This window comes from Pseudomonas citri, from assembly GCF_025336485.1.
GTDB lineage: Bacteria > Pseudomonadota > Gammaproteobacteria > Pseudomonadales > Pseudomonadaceae > Aquipseudomonas > Aquipseudomonas citri.
In genome coordinates this window covers 77,749-93,634 of record NZ_JAODAB010000011.1, presented here as the reverse complement: position 1 = coordinate 93,634, position 15,886 = coordinate 77,749, and the positions used below count along the sequence as shown (strand labels likewise).

General features: G+C 62.6%; 15 protein-coding genes and 2 pseudogenes. 8 read left to right on the top strand and 9 right to left on the bottom strand.

Going from position 1 to position 15,886, the window contains the following annotated elements; all coding sequences use genetic code 11:
• Positions 1–212: 212 nt before the first annotated feature.
• Positions 213–476: pseudogene (locus N4Q37_RS27880) on the bottom strand (methyl-accepting chemotaxis protein); the annotation flags it as partial.
• 27 nt (positions 477–503) lie between these two features.
• Positions 504–746 (bottom strand): annotated as a pseudogene (locus N4Q37_RS27875) (PAS domain-containing protein); the annotation flags it as partial.
• Between the two features lie 629 nt (positions 747–1,375).
• On the opposite strand from N4Q37_RS27875, the gene N4Q37_RS14425 reads away from it, so the two are divergent.
• Positions 1,376–2,863, top strand: coding sequence for an aldehyde dehydrogenase family protein (locus N4Q37_RS14425; protein ID WP_260958678.1), 1,488 nt, complete (start codon positions 1,376–1,378; stop codon positions 2,861–2,863).
• Between the two features lie 76 nt (positions 2,864–2,939).
• On the opposite strand, the gene N4Q37_RS14420 is transcribed toward N4Q37_RS14425, so the two are convergent.
• From N4Q37_RS14420 to hpaA, 6 genes are all read right to left on the bottom strand, one after another.
• Positions 2,940–4,394, bottom strand: coding sequence for an amidase (locus N4Q37_RS14420; protein ID WP_260958677.1), 1,455 nt, complete (start codon positions 4,392–4,394; stop codon positions 2,940–2,942).
• 17 nt (positions 4,395–4,411) lie between these two features.
• Positions 4,412–5,668: an MFS transporter gene (locus tag N4Q37_RS14415; RefSeq protein ID WP_260958676.1), complete on the bottom strand. Its 1,257-nt coding sequence runs from the start codon at positions 5,666–5,668 to the stop codon at positions 4,412–4,414.
• Positions 5,669–5,679: 11 nt separating this feature from the next.
• On the bottom strand, positions 5,680–6,612 hold the full coding sequence (locus tag N4Q37_RS14410; RefSeq protein ID WP_260958675.1) for a SphA family protein: 933 nt from the start codon (positions 6,610–6,612) through the stop codon (positions 5,680–5,682).
• A gap of 70 nt (positions 6,613–6,682) precedes the next feature.
• A complete protein-coding gene (locus N4Q37_RS14405) occupies positions 6,683–7,675 on the bottom strand; it encodes a helix-turn-helix domain-containing protein (protein ID WP_260958674.1) in 993 nt (330 codons plus the stop codon).
• A 110-nt stretch (positions 7,676–7,785) separates the two neighbouring features.
• Positions 7,786–8,208: a homoprotocatechuate degradation operon regulator HpaR gene (gene hpaR, locus N4Q37_RS14400; protein WP_260958673.1), complete on the bottom strand. Its 423-nt coding sequence runs from the start codon at positions 8,206–8,208 to the stop codon at positions 7,786–7,788.
• 80 nt (positions 8,209–8,288) lie between these two features.
• Complete coding sequence (gene hpaA / locus N4Q37_RS14395) at positions 8,289–9,194, bottom strand: 4-hydroxyphenylacetate catabolism regulatory protein HpaA (protein ID WP_260958672.1); 906 nt, start codon at positions 9,192–9,194, stop codon at positions 8,289–8,291.
• A 187-nt stretch (positions 9,195–9,381) separates the two neighbouring features.
• On the opposite strand from hpaA, the gene N4Q37_RS14390 reads away from it, so the two are divergent.
• From N4Q37_RS14390 to hpaI, 7 genes are all read left to right on the top strand, one after another.
• Positions 9,382–10,059, top strand: a complete 678-nt coding sequence (locus N4Q37_RS14390) for a fumarylacetoacetate hydrolase family protein (RefSeq protein WP_260958671.1) — start codon at positions 9,382–9,384, stop codon at positions 10,057–10,059.
• Entirely contained in the window at positions 10,056–10,826 is a 771-nt protein-coding gene (locus N4Q37_RS14385; RefSeq protein ID WP_260958670.1) for a fumarylacetoacetate hydrolase family protein, read from the top strand. The genes N4Q37_RS14390 and N4Q37_RS14385 overlap by 4 nt, the downstream gene beginning before the upstream one ends.
• A gap of 5 nt (positions 10,827–10,831) precedes the next feature.
• Positions 10,832–12,292 (top strand): 5-carboxymethyl-2-hydroxymuconate semialdehyde dehydrogenase, encoded by a 1,461-nt coding sequence (hpaE, locus tag N4Q37_RS14380; RefSeq protein WP_260958669.1) that lies wholly within the window; start codon positions 10,832–10,834, stop codon positions 12,290–12,292.
• A 90-nt stretch (positions 12,293–12,382) separates the two neighbouring features.
• Positions 12,383–13,240: a 3,4-dihydroxyphenylacetate 2,3-dioxygenase gene (hpaD, locus tag N4Q37_RS14375; RefSeq protein WP_260958668.1), complete on the top strand. Its 858-nt coding sequence runs from the start codon at positions 12,383–12,385 to the stop codon at positions 13,238–13,240.
• 71 nt (positions 13,241–13,311) lie between these two features.
• The gene (locus tag N4Q37_RS14370; RefSeq protein ID WP_260958667.1) at positions 13,312–13,704 is read left to right on the top strand and encodes a 5-carboxymethyl-2-hydroxymuconate Delta-isomerase; all 393 of its coding nucleotides are present in this window, start codon (positions 13,312–13,314) and stop codon (positions 13,702–13,704) included.
• A gap of 50 nt (positions 13,705–13,754) precedes the next feature.
• On the top strand, positions 13,755–14,558 hold the full coding sequence (gene hpaH, locus N4Q37_RS14365; RefSeq protein ID WP_260958666.1) for a 2-oxo-hept-4-ene-1,7-dioate hydratase: 804 nt from the start codon (positions 13,755–13,757) through the stop codon (positions 14,556–14,558).
• Positions 14,559–14,572: 14 nt separating this feature from the next.
• Positions 14,573–15,370, top strand: a complete 798-nt coding sequence (gene hpaI / locus N4Q37_RS14360) for a 4-hydroxy-2-oxoheptanedioate aldolase (RefSeq protein ID WP_260958665.1) — start codon at positions 14,573–14,575, stop codon at positions 15,368–15,370.
• A gap of 73 nt (positions 15,371–15,443) precedes the next feature.
• On the opposite strand, the gene hpaR (N4Q37_RS14355) is transcribed toward hpaI, so the two are convergent.
• A complete protein-coding gene (hpaR, locus tag N4Q37_RS14355) occupies positions 15,444–15,866 on the bottom strand; it encodes a homoprotocatechuate degradation operon regulator HpaR (RefSeq protein WP_260958664.1) in 423 nt (140 codons plus the stop codon).
• Positions 15,867–15,886: the final 20 nt, after the last annotated feature.

Genomic DNA, 15,886 nt, shown 5'->3' with positions numbered 1-15,886 from the left:
TCGAAAGCGGATTTTTAGTAGGGATTGCCACGCTCGTCCATTTGTATGGGGTCGGGACCGACGCCCCAGCCCTCCCCATCCAGTCCCTGATCAAAAACGGCATTGCGGCAGGATGACTGTGCGCCGCCCTTGCCCCGGGCGTCTTGCCCGTGTCTGCCGGGGGTTTTGTTGCTGCCTGCCAACGTCCACCCGGTCTACTGCCTGTGCTGATGCAACATGGTCTGGATCTGATGGGTGGCCTGTCGGGTACTTTCCGCCAGCTTGCGCACCTCATCGGCCACCACGGAAAAACCACGTCCGACTTCGCCGGCCCTGGCCGCTTCGATAGCGGCGTTGAGTGCCAACAGGTTGGTCTGCTCGGCGATACCCTTGATCACCCCGACCACCGTGGCAATCTGGGTGTAGGTCGCCTGATTCTGCTCCAGCATGCGCTGGTGGGTGGACTGGGCCGAGCGTTCATCGCTGATATCACGCACGGCGCCGATGACCCGGAGCAGTTGCCCATGGCCGTCGCGTACCGCCCGACCACGCTCCCGGCACCAGATGTAATCCCGGCTTTTGTGACGCATCCGGTATTCGAAGACATATTCGCCACTCCCCAGCGGAGCCAGGATCTCCCGGTCGAAAATCGCCATGATCTTTGGCAGATCGTCCGGATGCGTGATACCTACCTGGGCATCCCAGCCATCGGGCAACTCGTCAGGCCCATAACCCAACAACGCGCGGAACTGGCTGGAGAAACGCATGCCACTGCCGGGATGCTGGAGATCGCCATTGACCACCGTGATGTCCCAGCACCCTTCGGTCAGGGTCGATTGCAGCAACGCCCAGATCTGCGCCTCCTGCTGCTGATGCTGCAATTGCCGGGCGTGCTCGCTCAAGCGGCCTTCAAGCGCTGCTTCACGTGTCCTGGCCTCTGTCAGTTGGTGCTGAAGCGTCGCCAGTGCCTGTTGATCCTGTTGTAATCGTAACGCCTGTTCACCCAATTGCTCGTCGGACTGGCGCAGCCGTCCGGTGGCGTCAGCCATCTGCCGGACATGCAGTTCAAGACAGTCTTGCAGGGACGGATACGCCTTGAGCATCGGCGCATTATTCGTTTCGCCGGCCAGTACGCGCTGCACCTGAGCAATCAACGCCAGCTTCTGTTTGTTGGTCTGGAGAAACATCGCACACCCCTATGCCGTCGAATCGAGGCACTGATCTGAGCGCAAAGCGGCGGCGCTGGCTTGTACCTGGCTGCACGAACTCTTGTTCCTGCCTGCCGGGTCGCGGGACTGGCAGCCACAGACATGTGGCTCGGCAGGCACGGTCAAGCCTCGGCAACCACCTCGCCATTAAGCTCGGGGCTTCCCCTCTCCGCGATCAGGAAACCCTTATGAGCGATATTGCCCTGCTGCCCCAGGTCGAAGCCTTTCTCCGTCGACCTCACGCCCTGTTCATCGACGGCGACTACCTCGCAAGCGAGGGCAGCCAGACGTTGGACGTCATCAACCCCGCGACCGGCCAGGTCATCGCCCAGGTCAGCGACGCCACCTGCGACGACATCGATGCCGCCGTGGCGTCGTCCCGGCGCGGCTTCAAGCAGTGGTCCCAAACAGCCCCCGCGGTCCGCGGCCATGTGCTGCTCAAACTGGCCGATTTGCTGGAGCGACATCGCGAAGAACTGGCGCAGATCGAAACCTGCCAGTCAGGCAAGATCATCCAAATCTCCCGTGCATTCGAAGTCGACCAGGCCGCCCACTTCCTGCGCTATTACGCCGGCTGGGCGACGAAAATCGGCGGCGAGACCCTCACCCCGTCATTGCCGTCCTTTGCCGGCGAACGTTACACCGCCTTCACCCTGCGCGAACCGGTCGGGGTGGTGGTCGGCATCGTGCCCTGGAACTTCTCCACCATGATCGCCATCTGGAAACTGGCGTCAGCCCTGGTGACGGGTTGCAGCGTGATCATCAAACCCAGCGAGTTCACACCGCTGACAATCCTGCGCATCGCTGAACTGGCCATCGAGGCCGGGTTGCCGGCGGGCGCGCTCAATGTATTGACCGGCGGCGGCCAGGTGGGCAAAGGGTTGATCGAGCATCCCGGCACCGACAAGGTGTCGTTCACCGGTTCAGTGCCGACCGGGCTGGCGGTGGGCCAGGCGGCCATGGGTGCGGGGCTGACCCGCGCAACCCTGGAGCTGGGCGGCAAGAATGCGGCGGGGTTCCTGAAAGATGTCGATCCGGACGTGGCGGTCAACGGCATCATCGAAGCCGGGTTCCTGCACTCCGGCCAAATCTGTGCGGCGGCCGAGCGGTTCTTTGTCCACCGCACGCAACTCGAGCCGATCATGGACAAGCTCGCCCGCCGCCTGGGCCAATTCAAGATCGGCTCGCCCCTGGACGAAAGCACCACGTTCGGCCCGGTCGCCAACCGCCCGCATCAGCAGAAGCTCGGGGAATGCTTCGCCAAGGCCCGGGCGCAAGGCAGCACCATCGTCCATGGCGGTCATCTCATCGACAGACCCGGTTGCTATGTCGAGCCGACCATCATCCTCGCCCATCGGCGCGACGCGGCCCTGCTGCACGAAGAAACCTTCGGCCCGGTGGCCACTTTCTTCCCCTACGACAGCGAAGAAGAACTGCTGGAACTGATGAACGACACACCGTACGGCCTCAGCGCAAGCCTCTGGACCAACGACCTGAGCAAAGCCCTGCGCATGGTCCCGGCCATCGCAGCCGGCACCGTGTGGGTCAACATGCACACCCTGCTCGACCCAGCCGTGCCCTTTGGCGGGAGTCAATCTTCAGGACTGGGACGTGAATTCGGCAGCGCTTTCATCGACGACTACACCGAACTGAAATCGGTGATGATCAGGTACTGATACGCAAGGCAAAACAGCCACCGCCAGCACGCTTTGCTCCCACAGCAAAGCGTGCTGGCGGTGGCCCTGAGGTCAACTATCGGCAGGCATTGATCGGCGGGACCCGGCCGCGCCATGGTTGGGCGCGTTCCAGTTGGGCGGCCAGGGCCAGCAAGGTGCTTTCTTCGCCAAAGCGACCGGCGAAATGCGCGCCCATCGGCAAGCCGTTGGCACTCCAGGACAACGGTACCGACATTGCCGGTTGCCCGCTGGCATTGAACAACGCAGTGAAAGGTGAATAGCTGTGGTAGCGCTCGAGCAATTGATCGAGGCTCATGCACACATCCTGAAGGTCCAGCACGCCGATCGGCACCGGTTCACGGGTCAGGACCGGGGTCAGGATCACGTCGTAATCCTGCATGAACCCCGCCAGTTGCCGGCCCAGGGCATGAATCCACTCCACCGCGGCCGCGTACTGGGCACCGCTGACGTTGCCCTTGTCGCGCAGGATGATCCGGGTGCGCACTTCCAGCTCCTCGGCCTGGACCGCAAACCCGCGCATCTGGCCCAGCAGGTCGACGTAATGCCGCGTGCTGGCGCCGATAATGGTGAAGACCTGATCGAGAAACTCCGGCAACACCACTGGCAGGCTGACCGGTTCGACACGGTGCCCCAACGACTCGCACAGTCGCGCGGCCTCGCCCACCGCCGCGAGGCTCTGCGGTGAGGTGGGCCAGGGGCCAAGCTGCTCGACCAGGGCAATGCGCAGCGGTTTTGGATCGCGCTGCAACGCGGTCACGTAGGGCTGCGCCTGGACCGGGGCGGCATAGGGGGCCCCCAGATCCATCCCGGCGGTGGCGTCCAGCAGCGCAGCACTGTCGCGCACCGACAAGGTGATCCCATGGGGCGTGCCCATCCCGGCCCAACCCTCGCCCACCATCGGCCCCGACGGCAGCAGGCCACGGCTGGGCTTGAAGCCGAACACGCCACAACAGGACGCCGGCACCCGTAGCGAGCCGCCGCCGTCGTTACCGTGGGCAAACGGCACCACCCGCGCCGCCACCAATGCCGCCGCGCCACCGCTGGAGCCGCCGGCGCTGTGATCGAGGCTCCAAGGGTTGCGTGTCGCCCCAAAGCGCGCGGACTCCGTGGAGTAGGAGGTACCGAATTCCGGCGAGGTGCTGGTGCCCATCACCTGGCATCCGGCACGCCGCAAGCGCGTCACGACTTCTGATTCGAAATCCGCACGAGCGTCTCCCAGTGAGCGCGAGCCGTTGGTCATCGCCGCGCCGTTGACCGGTGAAAACAGGTCCTTGATCAGGGTCGGCACACCGGCCAACGATCCTTGCCCGACCTGCGATGTACCGGCTGCCTCCCGCGCCGAATCGTACAAGCGCTCGGCCACCGCATTGAGTTGCGGTTCAACCCGCTCCAGGCGTTCGATGGCCGTTTCCAGCAGCTCACCGGGGCGGACTTCGCCACGCCTGACCCACTCGGCCAGCGCCGTGGCATCTTCAGAGTCCATCAACTGGTGGATGTCTTGCATCGCCATGCTTACGTTTCCTTATTTCATGAAGATTGACGGGATCCGACGGTGCTGGCCGAACCATCACCGCGAGCGCGCAGGCCGACCGCGACCCAGAGCAACGCGAGGATAAAACTGGCCAGGGCCAGCCATTGAATGGAGTGGCGCAGGTCACCGGCGACGGTGCCGACGAAGGCCACCACCAGCGGACTGGCGAACTGGCCGATGTACAGACAGGAAGTAAAACCACCCAAGCCCCGCCCCCGAGTGGTGGCGGTCAAGGCATTCATCACCGGTGCCATCACGTTGGGCACCAACAATCCGGCCCCAAGGCCCTGAACGAGCACGGCCACCAGGACCGCGTTGTAGCTCTGCCCGCGCATCAACAGCCACAGCCCGAGGCCGATCAACCCGAGCATCAGCGCGTTGCAACCGGCGATGCCGAAGCGGCGACGCAGTAACGGCCACATCAACGAGCCGCCCAGGGTGGCCAGCAGGCTCAACCCCGCCGCCAGGCCGATCAGGGTGCTGGAGGTGACGCCAAGACTGACCAACACCATGGGCGCCTGGATCGGTACGACGAAGGTCAGGACCATGCCGCCGAAAATCATCAGGTAGCCGATCACCAACGGCAGCACGGCGACCTTGGACGCACCCGGTTCGACTGGCTGCTCAACCTGCTGGCGCAGCACCACCGGCGGCTCCCACAACACCTTCATCATCGCCGGCACCAGCAACAATGGCAGCAGGTACAGCAGGAATGGCGCACGCCACGAATGCTCGCCCAAGGCACCGCCCACGACAAAGAACAGCGCCCCCACCAAGCCGATGGTGACCACCTGCCGGTTGACGTAGCGCAGGCGCTCCTCGCCCTGCCAATAGTCGGCAATCAGCGTTGCGCAACAGGTCATGACCGCCGCCTCGGCACAGCCGAACAGTAATCGCGTGCCGACAATCGCCGAGAGGTTGTCGAGCATGGCCGGCAGCGCGCCGAGCAAGGCATAAAGCAACGTGGCGAGCACCAGCAAGGCCTTGCGCCCCACTCGGTCGGCCAGCCACCCGGCCAGCGGCGCACACAGCGCAATGGCCAGGGCCGGGCCGGTGATCGCCAACGGCACCAGTAACTCGGCACGCGGCTCAACGGGGCCGAATTCGGCCCCCAACCGCGGCAGGATCGGCGCAACCATCACAGAGCCCATGATGGTCAGGCTGCTGCCCAGCATCAGCACCAGCCCTTCACGCCGGCCACTGGCCTGACGCAAGGGGGCCGCAGCCGTTGAAACGGAATTTGATCGGTTCATGGCGAGCCCCTTCAGAAGCTGTGAGAAATGCGCAATGCCGTGGTGTAGCCCTCGGCGCGATTTCGCGCGTCGAACTCCTTGTAGACATGCAGCCATACCGGCGGCATGCCAGGCTTGAAGTAACTCACCGCCGGGCCCACCGCCATCACCCGGGCACGGTTGCCCGCCTCCAGCCCTGGCGCGTCGTCATCGGTGAACTGGCGGTAGTAATAGCCACCCATGCCCACGGTCCACGGCCCGACGTGCTGGCCCACGGCGAATTCGTGGCGGTACTCGACGCCGTTCTTGTAATCGGTGGCGTGGTTGCGGGTGTTCACGTCGACTTCAAAGCTCGAGGACACTTCAAAGCCGCTGTCGGAAATGTAGGTAGCGTTGACGATCGGGGAGAACGTCCAGTGGTTGAGCCCCGGCGAGATCAGGCGATTCTTGTCGTAGTCGCCGGTCGGCGCCTGGATCTGGAGTTGAGTGTTGACGAACAGGTTCGGCGACAACGTCCATTGCAGGATCACCGGTAACAGTTGGACGTCGGCCAGGCGAAACGGATCGGCCTCCAGATCCAATGGGCCCACCGGCGTCTGCACCTGCACCGAGGCGTCCATCTGGAAGAACGGCACCACCGTGCCGAAGCCATACTTGGCGCCCAGCACGGTGTAATCGGTCATGCGCATGTAGGCCACGCCGATCGACAGCACGTCCAGGGAGAAGTTGTTGTCCAGCGATTTGCCGTGGCGGTCCTTCTGCACGTTGGCCGAATAGAACGCCGTACGCAGCCCGACCGTGCCGAAGGGCGTGGCCGGCGGCATCATGCCGGCGCCAAAATCATAGACCCCGACCGCAGTGGTCGGCGCGCCGTTCTCGGTACCCTGGGCGCCGGCACAAAAGCCGATCAACCCGAGGGTGAGCCATGTGCAGCGCAAGACATAGGTTTTATTATTCTGATTCATCGAATGCCCCTGCCAACGAAGTGTTGTGAGGGTCATCCTAGGGAGCCGGCCTATCAGCCGTTATCCGTTTTCAGCACAGATGCGTGCGACGCAGGGTTTGTGAAGGGGTTTCGCCGAACAGCACCCGGTAGTCGTTGGAAAACCGGCTCAAATGCCAGAATCCCCAGCGCGCCGCCACTTCCTGCACGCCCTGGGCCTGAGCACTGTTGCGCAGTTCACGACGCACGGCATTGAGGCGCAGCGCACGCAAATAGGCCACCGGATTGATACCCAGGGTTTCCTGGAAGCAGTACTGCAATTTGCGTCGGCTGGCACCGATGTGGTTGCACAGGTCGAGGATCGACAAGGGCTCATCGACATGGGCCAGGGCGTATTCCCGGGCGCGGTCGACCATGCGCTTGCGGGCCGTGGGGCTCAAGGGAGGCGCCTGGTCCGGCGCGACCAGTTCCAGCACATGCAGCATGGCCGTATCGCGCAGGCCACGGCGGATCGACTCGTAAGCCAACAACGATTCACGCCCCTGCTCGCCGCCGCCGAGTTCATCGAACAGCGCCGCCAGTTCGGCCGGCAGCGTTGAGTCGCCCAAGCGGTAACACTTGGGAAGATCGGTAATTCGAAAGCGGCTTCCCTGGCGCTCCAGCACATGCTCCAAGGCCTGCTCGTCCACCGCCAGCCCGAGCAGATCCATGTGTTGGGGTGTACGCAGCTCAGGCAGGTTCTGCCCGCGGGCCACCAGCAGGCTGGGCTCGTTGATCGGATGTCCGGCGCAAAACACCGGTCCGTCGGCACTCAACGGTACGCTGAAGGTGATCGCGCCTTCCCAAGCCACGCCTTGCTTGGTCATGGCCTGATTAGAGCGGTCGCGTACCAGTTGCATCCAGTCCGAACGAAACTCGACCAGCTCGCCTTCGAAGCGTCCGGGGGTCAACTGGTCATAGCAAACCTGCCAACCGCCCATGTTCCGGGCATGCTCGTCGATGTCTGCGGTGCGGAACCGATTGATCGGCAATATCGGCGGCACGTCCGACGAAACCGCTGGCGGTGCCATATTGTAGTGGTTCATTGACCCGACCTTCGATGATTCCAGGGCTAATGGGTCAAAGGTCAGGCAAGTTCCATTCCGCCTTGGCGGCCGATCGTTCAAATGTGCCGAAAACGGATATTGCCTCTCGATCAGGGCTTGATGTTTTTCAGTTCATTGAGCAGTTCCAGCAATTGCTGCATTTTCTCCTCGCCAAATTGCTCTTCGATCCGCCGATAGTTGCTTTCCATGCCTTCGCTCATGGACACGAAACACTGTTGCCCTTGTTCGGTCAAACCGACGAAAACCCGACGCTGGTCCTGGCTCGATTTCTGTCGACGCACCAGGCCATCGCGCTCCAGGCGACCGAGTACGCCAGTCATGCTTGGCTTGAGGATGCACGCCTGGTGAGCGAGTTGATGGCTTTCCAGTTCCCCTTGCTGATGCAGGATGCGGATCACCCGCCATTGCTGCTCCGTGAGGTCATGCTGGTTCAGCGCGGGACGGAAAAAAGCCATGGCGGCTTCGCGGGCTTGCAACAGCGTCAGGGTCAATGAAGGTCTGGGATTGGCCATGTTCGGATGGTTTCAGGGGACGAGTCGGCAGCTTAGTGTCCTCGCCGGGCCGCTGCAAGAAGCAACCCCGCGCCACCGTTTCAGCGCAACCCCGACTGCCGCTGGCGATATTCCCCTGGCGTGAGCTTGGCATAACGCTGGAAAAATCGACTGAAATAGGCCGGATCCTTGAACCCGAGCTGGTAGCAGATTTCATTGGCCGAGCTGCCGGTGAACAACAACAGGCGCTTGGCCTCCTGCATCAGCCGCTCCATGATCAGGCGTTTGGAAGGCAAGTCGGCGATGCGTCGGCACGCGTCATTGAGGCGCGCCTCGGTAACGCCAATACCCTCGGCGTAGCGCGACAGCGGCCAGTGCTGCAAGTAGTGCGCCTCGATCAGCTCGTTGAAGCGGTGAAAGATCTTCAGGTCTTCATGCCGCGCCGGCCTGGCCTCCAAGGAGTTGGAACACAGGCGCAGCAGGCTGGTCATGATCAGTCGCGTCAAACCATCCAGCACCAGGCTGCGGCCCGGCCTGCTGGCTGCCACCTCCTCGCTCAGCACCTCGAACAGGTACTCCAGCCGCCGCACCTCCTCCGCCTGTTCGGGCGCCACGTGTCCCAAGGCAACACAGGCCGCGGGCATCTGCGCGCCGGCCGGCGCCAGGTTCGGATCGGCATCGATCAATTGCCACACCAGTTGCTGGCGTACCGTCAGCACATGCCCGTCGCTGTCGGCCTCGGTCACGAAGGCATGAGGGATGGTCGGCGGCGTGAGAAAAAACATCGGCCCGGATTCAACGTACTGGCGGTCGTCGAGATACACCCGCACGGTGCCGCTCTTGACGTAGTGCACCTGGAAGAAACGGTCATGCCGGTGAACCGGCATATTGCGACCGAAAAAACCGGCCAGGTTGGCCAGCCGGTCGTAGTGCACTTCCGCATCGCTGTAGCGTTGGTCGTACACCTGGCCAATGTTGATGTTGGGGATCGGCGGGCGCTCAGTCATCACGCATTACTCGTTCTTATTCTGGTTCAGGCAACGGCTCGATATTCATCCTGCGCCGGTTGCAACAAAGCAACCAGCGCCGACGATTCTGCCACGCTTGACGATAGTTAACATCTTAATTATAACTGTTAACACATTAACGAAATGCGCGGAGCACTCCTCACTCTGCCGCAGCCAGGAGACAAGCATGAGCCATGCCCTGCATGACGCCGCGACCGGCACCCTGTTCGGGGTCGCGCTGAACTACCAGGGGCTGCTGAAACAGCGCCTCGCCGAGTTCGAGCAACCGCCCTACCAGAAGCCGCCGGTCAAACCGGTGTTGTTCATCAAGACGCCCAATACCCGTAATGGGCATGGCGGTAAGGTGGTTCATCCCGGTCACGGCGAACGGCTGCAACCGGGGCCGGCGCTGGGCGTGGTGATGGGCAAGTCGGCCAGCCGCGTCAGCGCCGCCGAGGCGCTGGAGTATGTGGCCGGCTACACCGTCGTCAACGAATTCAGCCTGCCGGAAGACAGCTATTACCGCCCTGCCGTCAAGGCCAAATGCCGGGATGGGTTCTGCGCCATCGGGCCGGAACTGCTGTCCGTCGCCCAGGTTGCCAACCCGCATAACCTGGCGATCACCCTGTATGTGAACGGCGAGGTTCGCCAGCAAAACAGCACCGCCAACTTTGTCCGCGACATTCCCCGACTGATCGCCGAGATCAGCGAATTCATGACCCTGCATGCCGGCGACGTGTTGATCACCGGCACGCCTGAGGGCCGGGTCGATGTACTGCCCGGCGACCGTGTCGAAGTGGACATCAGCGGCGTGGGCCGCCTCGTCAATACCGTTGTGGCCGAAGAAACAGGAGCCCGTTCATGAAACATGCGCGCATTCGTTTCGAAGGCGAAATCCACGCCGTCACCGTCGAGGACAACAACGCCGTCCGCTTGAGCAACGGTCGCCTGTTGGCCGAAGACCAGGTCGAGTGGCTGCCACCGGCCACCGGCAGCATGTTCGCCCTGGGCCTGAACTACGCCGACCATGCCGCCGAACTGGCCTTCAAACCGCCGACCGAGCCGCTGGCCTTCATCAAGTCTGTCGGCACCTACACCGGCCACAACCAAATCACCTGGCGCCCCGACAACGTCGCGTACATGCACTACGAGTGCGAACTGGTGGCGGTCATCGGCAAACCCGCCCGCAACGTCAAGCGCGAGGATGCGCTGGACTATCTGGCCGGCTACACCGTGTGCAACGACTATGCGATCCGCGACTTCCTGGAAAATTACTACCGTCCCAACCTGCGGGTGAAGAACCGCGACGCCACCACCCCCGTCGGCCCGTGGATCGTCGATGTGGCCGACGTGCCGGACCCGAGCGACCTGACGCTGCGCACCTGGATCAACGGCCAGTTGCGCCAGGAAGGCAGCACCCGAGACATGATTTTCGACATCCCCTACCTGATCGAATACCTGTCCAGCTTCATGACCCTGCAGCCCGGCGACATGATCGCCACCGGCACGCCCGAAGGCCTGGCCGACGTGGTGCCGGGTGACGAAGTGGTGGTGGAAGTGGAAGGCGTCGGTCGCCTGATCAATCGAATTGTCAGCGAAGCCGAATTCTTCGCGTCCCGTAAAGAGGCTTGAGCAACATGATCAAACACTGGATCAACGGCCGTGAGGTCGAAAGCAAAGACGTCTTCGTCAATTACAACCCGGCCACCGGCGAGGCCATCGGCGAAGTCGCCAGCGGCGGCGCCGAGGAAGTCGCCCAAGCAGTGGCGGCGGCCAAGGAAGCCTTCCCGAAGTGGGCCAACACGCCCGCCAGGGAACGTGCCCGGCTGATGCGCAAACTCGGTGAACTGATCGACCGGGACGTACCGAAACTGGCCGAACTGGAAACCCTCGACACGGGGTTGCCGATCCACCAGACCCGCAACGTATTGATCCCACGCGCGTCCCACAACTTCGATTTTTTTGCCGAAGTCTGCACCCGCATGGACGGCCATACCTATCCGGTCGATGATCAGATGCTCAATTACACCCTGTACCAACCGGTTGGTGTGTGTGGCCTGGTATCGCCCTGGAACGTCCCGTTCATGACCGCCACCTGGAAGACCGCGCCGTGCCTGGCGTTGGGCAATACCGCCGTGCTGAAGATGTCCGAGTTGTCACCGCTGACCGCTAACGAACTGGGGCGCCTGGCGGTCGAAGCCGGCATCCCCAATGGCGTGCTGAACGTGATCCAGGGCTACGGCGCCACGGCCGGCGATGCGCTGGTTCGTCATCCGGATGTGCGAGCGATTTCCTTTACCGGCGGCACCGCCACCGGCAAGAAAATCATGCAGACCGCCGGGCTGAAAAAGTACTCGATGGAACTGGGCGGCAAGTCACCGGTGTTGATTTTCGAAGACGCCGACCTCGAGCGCGCCCTCGACGCGGCGCTGTTCACCATCTTCTCGCTCAACGGTGAGCGCTGCACCGCTGGCAGCCGGATCTTCATCCAGGAAAGCGTCTACCCGCAGTTCGTCGCCGAGTTCGCCGCCCGCGCCAAGCGTCTGATCGTCGGTGATCCTACCGATCCGAAAACCCAAGTCGGTTCAATGATCACCCAGCAGCACTACGATAAGGTCACAGGCTACATTCGTATCGGTATCGAGGAAGGTGCGCGCCTGGTCGCGGGCGGCCTCGAGCGCCCAGCGAACCTGCCAGCACACTTGGCCAGAGGTCAGTTCATCCAGCCAACCGTGTTCGCCGACGTGAACAACAAGATGCGTATCGCCCAGGAAGAAATCTTCGGGCCGGTGGTGTGCCTGATCCCATTCAAGGACGAAGCCGAAGCCTTGCAACTGGCCAACGACACCGAATACGGCCTGGCCTCGTACATCTGGACCCAGGACATCGGCAAGGCCCATCGCCTGGCCCATGGCATCGAGGCCGGCATGGTGTTCATCAACAGCCAGAACGTGCGCGACCTGCGCCAGCCTTTCGGCGGTGTGAAGGGTTCCGGAACCGGCCGCGAAGGCGGACAGTACAGCTTTGAGGTGTTTGCCGAGATCAAGAACGTGTGTATTTCCATGGGCAGTCATCACATTCCGCGCTGGGGCGTGTAAGTCGGTGCCACAGGGTTCATGCATTCACAAAGGCTGTGATTCACCGATTACCCAAGCCTCAACAAGAACAATTTTTTCAGGAGAGTCATCATGGGCGAAGTCGTCCTGGCTGCGAAAATCTGCCACGTTCCCTCGATGTACCTGTCGGAATTGCCCGGCAAGCACCACGGTTGCCGCGCAGCGGCGATCGCCGGCCACAAGGAAATTGGCCGCCGCGCCCGTGAACTGGGAGCCGACACCGCCGTGGTGTTCGACGTGCACTGGCTGGTCAACAGCGCCTACCACGTCAACAGCGGCGAGCATTTCAAGGGTGTCTACACCAGCAACGAACTGCCGCACTTCATCAAGAACATGGAATACGAATACTCGGGCGCCCCGGAACTGGGCGAGTTGATTGCCGCCGAGGCCAACGCAGTCGACGTCCGCACCTTGGCCCACAACATCCCGAGCCTGGAACTGGAATACGGCACGCTGGTGCCCATGCGCTACATGCACATGGACGTACCCGACGAGCACAAGCTCAACGTCGTCTCGATTGCCGCCTGGTGCGCCTGGCATCGCCTGCAAGACAGCTTCACCTTTGGTGCCGCCGTGCGCCGGGCCATCGAAAAGAGCGACCGCAAGGTGCTGGTGCTGGCTTCCGGTTCGCTGTCGCACCGTTTCTCCGATGACCGCAACGCCGAAGCCAACATCCATAACTGGACCCGCGAGTTCGACAAGCAAGTCGACCTGCACGTCGTGGACATGTGGCGCCAGGGCCGCTGGAAAGAGTTCTGCGCCATGCTCCCGGACTACGCCGAACACTGCTTTGGCGAAGGCAAGATGCATGACACGGCGATGCTGCTGGGGCTGCTTGGCGGGCCGGACTACGACAAGCCCGCCGAAATCATCACCGAACCCTTCGGCAGCTCCGGCACCGGCCAGATCAACGCAATCTTTCCGATTTAGTCGCAAGCCACAAGCCACTCAACTTGCTGCTTGAAGCTCACGACTCAAAGCTGCCGACAAAGGAGGCCTCGATGCCCCACTTCATCGCTGAATACACCGACAACCTCGAACAGCAGGCCGACCTGCCCGGCCTGTTTGAAAAGGTCCATACCCTGCTGGGCGACAGCGGCGTGTTTCCCCTGGGCGGCATCCGCAGCCGTGGCGTACGCCTGGACAGCTGGCGCATGGCCGACGGCAAGCACGATTACGCCTTCGTCCATATGACGCTGAAAGTCGGCCACGGGCGCGACCTGGCGACCCGGCAGAAAGTCGCGGAACAACTCTTCGGGGTGATCACCGAGCACTTCGCCGACCTCCAGGCCCAGCGCCTGTTGGCGTTGTCGTTCGAGATGATCGAGCTGCATGAACAGCTCAATTTCAAGCAGAACAACGTGCATGCCTTTCTCAAGGCGCAGGCGGGTTAAGCCGCCCCCCAAAGCCGCCCACGTCAACTTTCAACAAGAGCCCCCCAGCCATGCTCGACCAGAACTTCATCCAGCAAGCCGCCGCCCGTCTCGACCACGCCGAGCGCTCGCGGGAACAGGTGCGGCAGTTTTCCCTTGATCACCCGGACATCACTCTCGATGACGCCTACGCCATCCAGCGCGCCTGGGTGGCGCAAAAAATCCAGGATGGACGCAAGCTGGTCGGCCACAAGATCGGCCTGACCTCCCGGGCCATGCAGGTGTCGTCGAACATCACCGAACCGGACTACGGCGCGCTGCTCGATGACATGTTCTTTGACGAAGGCACCGACATCCCCTTTGAACGGTTCATCGTGCCGCGGGTGGAAGTGGAACTGGCGTTCATTCTTGGCAAGCCATTGAAAGGCCCGAACGTGACGGTGTTCGACGTGCTCGACGCTACCGAATGGGTGATCCCGGCACTGGAAATCATCGATGCACGCATCCAGCAGGTCGACCCGCAGACCCAGGCGACCCGCAAGGTGTTCGACACCATTTCCGACAACGCCGCCAACGCTGGCGTGGTCATGGGCGGTCGCGCCGTGCGCCCGACCGAGATCGACCTGCGCAAAGTGCCGGCGGTGCTCTACCGCAACGGCGTGATCGAAGAATCCGGGGTCTCGGCGGCCGTGCTCAATCACCCGGCCAAAGGCGTGGCCTGGCTGGCGAACAAATTGGCGGCCTACGATATCACCCTGCAACCGGGGCAGGTCATCCTCGGCGGTTCCTTCACCCGCCCCGTGGCGGCCAGGCCGGGCGATACCTTCCATGTCGACTACGACATGCTCGGTTCCATCGCCTGCCGTTTTGTCTGATCGGAGAGCGCTTCATGGACATGCCCCTCAATACCTTCAAGCAACGCCTGCGCAGTGGCGAAACGCAGATCGGCCTGTGGCTGGGATTGGCCGATGCCTACTGCGCCGAACTGGCCGCCAACGCCGGCTTCGACTGGCTGCTGATCGACGGCGAACACGCGCCCAACGACTTGCGCACCCTGCTCGGCCAGCTCCAGGCCGTGGCGCCCTACCCCAGCCAGCCGGTGATACGCCCGGTGATCGGCGACACAGCGCTGATCAAGCAAGTGCTCGATATCGGCGTGCAAACCCTGCTGGTGCCGATGGTGGAAAGCGCCGGACAGGCCCGCGAACTGGTGCGCGCCATGCACTACCCACCCCACGGGGTACGCGGCGTCGGCAGCGCGTTGGCCCGGGCGTCACGCTGGAACAGCGTCCCCGGCTACCTCGACCAGGCCGATGAGCAAATGTGCCTGTTGGTGCAGATCGAGAACCGCGAAGGCTTGGCGAACCTGGATGCCATTGCGGCTGTTGAAGGCGTCGATGGCGTGTTTATCGGCCCGGCGGACCTGAGCGCGTCGATGGGTTTTCGTGGCAACCCCGGTCATCCGGACGTGCAAGCGGCCATCGAAGACGCCATCGCTCGCATCCGCCAGGCCGGCAAGGCGGCCGGGATTCTCAGCGCCGATGAAAAACTGGCTCGGCGGTACATCGAGTTGGGTGCGGCATTTGTTGCTGTGGGTGTGGACACGACCGTGTTGATGCGCGGCCTGCAAACCCTGGTGGCGACGTTCAAGGATGCGCCAAAGCCAGCAACTGGCGGGGTCTACTGATTCTGTCGAACGGCTCTGTGGGAGCAAGCCTGCTCCCACAGCCTTTTTTCTCCCGCTACAAAAACCGCAGGCATCAGCGCCTGATCGCCTTCAGTTCATTCAGCAACCCCAACAACGTCCGCAGCTTTTCCTCACCCAGCTTCTCCTGCAACCGCCGATAGTTCTCTTCCATGCTCTGGCTCATCGAATCGAAGCATGCCTGCCCCTGGGTCGCCAACCGGACCAATACCCGTCGCTGATCCTGTTCGGCCTTGCGCCGCACCACCATACCCGCTGCTTCCATGCGCACCAGGACGCCGGTCATGCTGGGTTTGAGGATGCAGGCCAGCTCGGCCAGGCGATTGATCTCCAACTCGTCGTGCTGGCTGAGAATACGAATGACCCGCCATTGCTGTTCGGTCAAGCCGTGCTGATTGAGGGAAGGCCGGAAAAAACCCATGGCCGCTTCACGGGCCTGTAGCAGGGTCAATGTCAAAGATGGGCGGGGTTTGAGCATGGATGCGTTCGCGAGGAAGA

Coding starts and splice junctions, on each gene's coding strand:
- hpaD (WP_260958668.1), top strand. CDS start 12,383: ATGGGCGAAGTCGTCCTGGCTGCGAAAATCTGCCACGTTCCCTCGATG.
- hpaR (WP_260958664.1), bottom strand. CDS start 15,866: ATGCTCAAACCCCGCCCATCTTTGACATTGACCCTGCTACAGGCCCGT.
- N4Q37_RS14405 (WP_260958674.1), bottom strand. CDS start 7,675: ATGAACCACTACAATATGGCACCGCCAGCGGTTTCGTCGGACGTGCCG.
- N4Q37_RS14390 (WP_260958671.1), top strand. CDS start 9,382: ATGAGCCATGCCCTGCATGACGCCGCGACCGGCACCCTGTTCGGGGTC.
- N4Q37_RS14385 (WP_260958670.1), top strand. CDS start 10,056: ATGAAACATGCGCGCATTCGTTTCGAAGGCGAAATCCACGCCGTCACC.
- hpaE (WP_260958669.1), top strand. CDS start 10,832: ATGATCAAACACTGGATCAACGGCCGTGAGGTCGAAAGCAAAGACGTC.
- N4Q37_RS14370 (WP_260958667.1), top strand. CDS start 13,312: ATGCCCCACTTCATCGCTGAATACACCGACAACCTCGAACAGCAGGCC.
- hpaA (WP_260958672.1), bottom strand. CDS start 9,194: ATGACTGAGCGCCCGCCGATCCCCAACATCAACATTGGCCAGGTGTAC.
- N4Q37_RS14415 (WP_260958676.1), bottom strand. CDS start 5,668: ATGAACCGATCAAATTCCGTTTCAACGGCTGCGGCCCCCTTGCGTCAG.
- hpaI (WP_260958665.1), top strand. CDS start 14,573: ATGGACATGCCCCTCAATACCTTCAAGCAACGCCTGCGCAGTGGCGAA.
- hpaR (WP_260958673.1), bottom strand. CDS start 8,208: ATGGCCAATCCCAGACCTTCATTGACCCTGACGCTGTTGCAAGCCCGC.
- N4Q37_RS14410 (WP_260958675.1), bottom strand. CDS start 6,612: ATGAATCAGAATAATAAAACCTATGTCTTGCGCTGCACATGGCTCACC.
- N4Q37_RS14425 (WP_260958678.1), top strand. CDS start 1,376: ATGAGCGATATTGCCCTGCTGCCCCAGGTCGAAGCCTTTCTCCGTCGA.
- hpaH (WP_260958666.1), top strand. CDS start 13,755: ATGCTCGACCAGAACTTCATCCAGCAAGCCGCCGCCCGTCTCGACCAC.
- N4Q37_RS14420 (WP_260958677.1), bottom strand. CDS start 4,394: ATGGCGATGCAAGACATCCACCAGTTGATGGACTCTGAAGATGCCACG.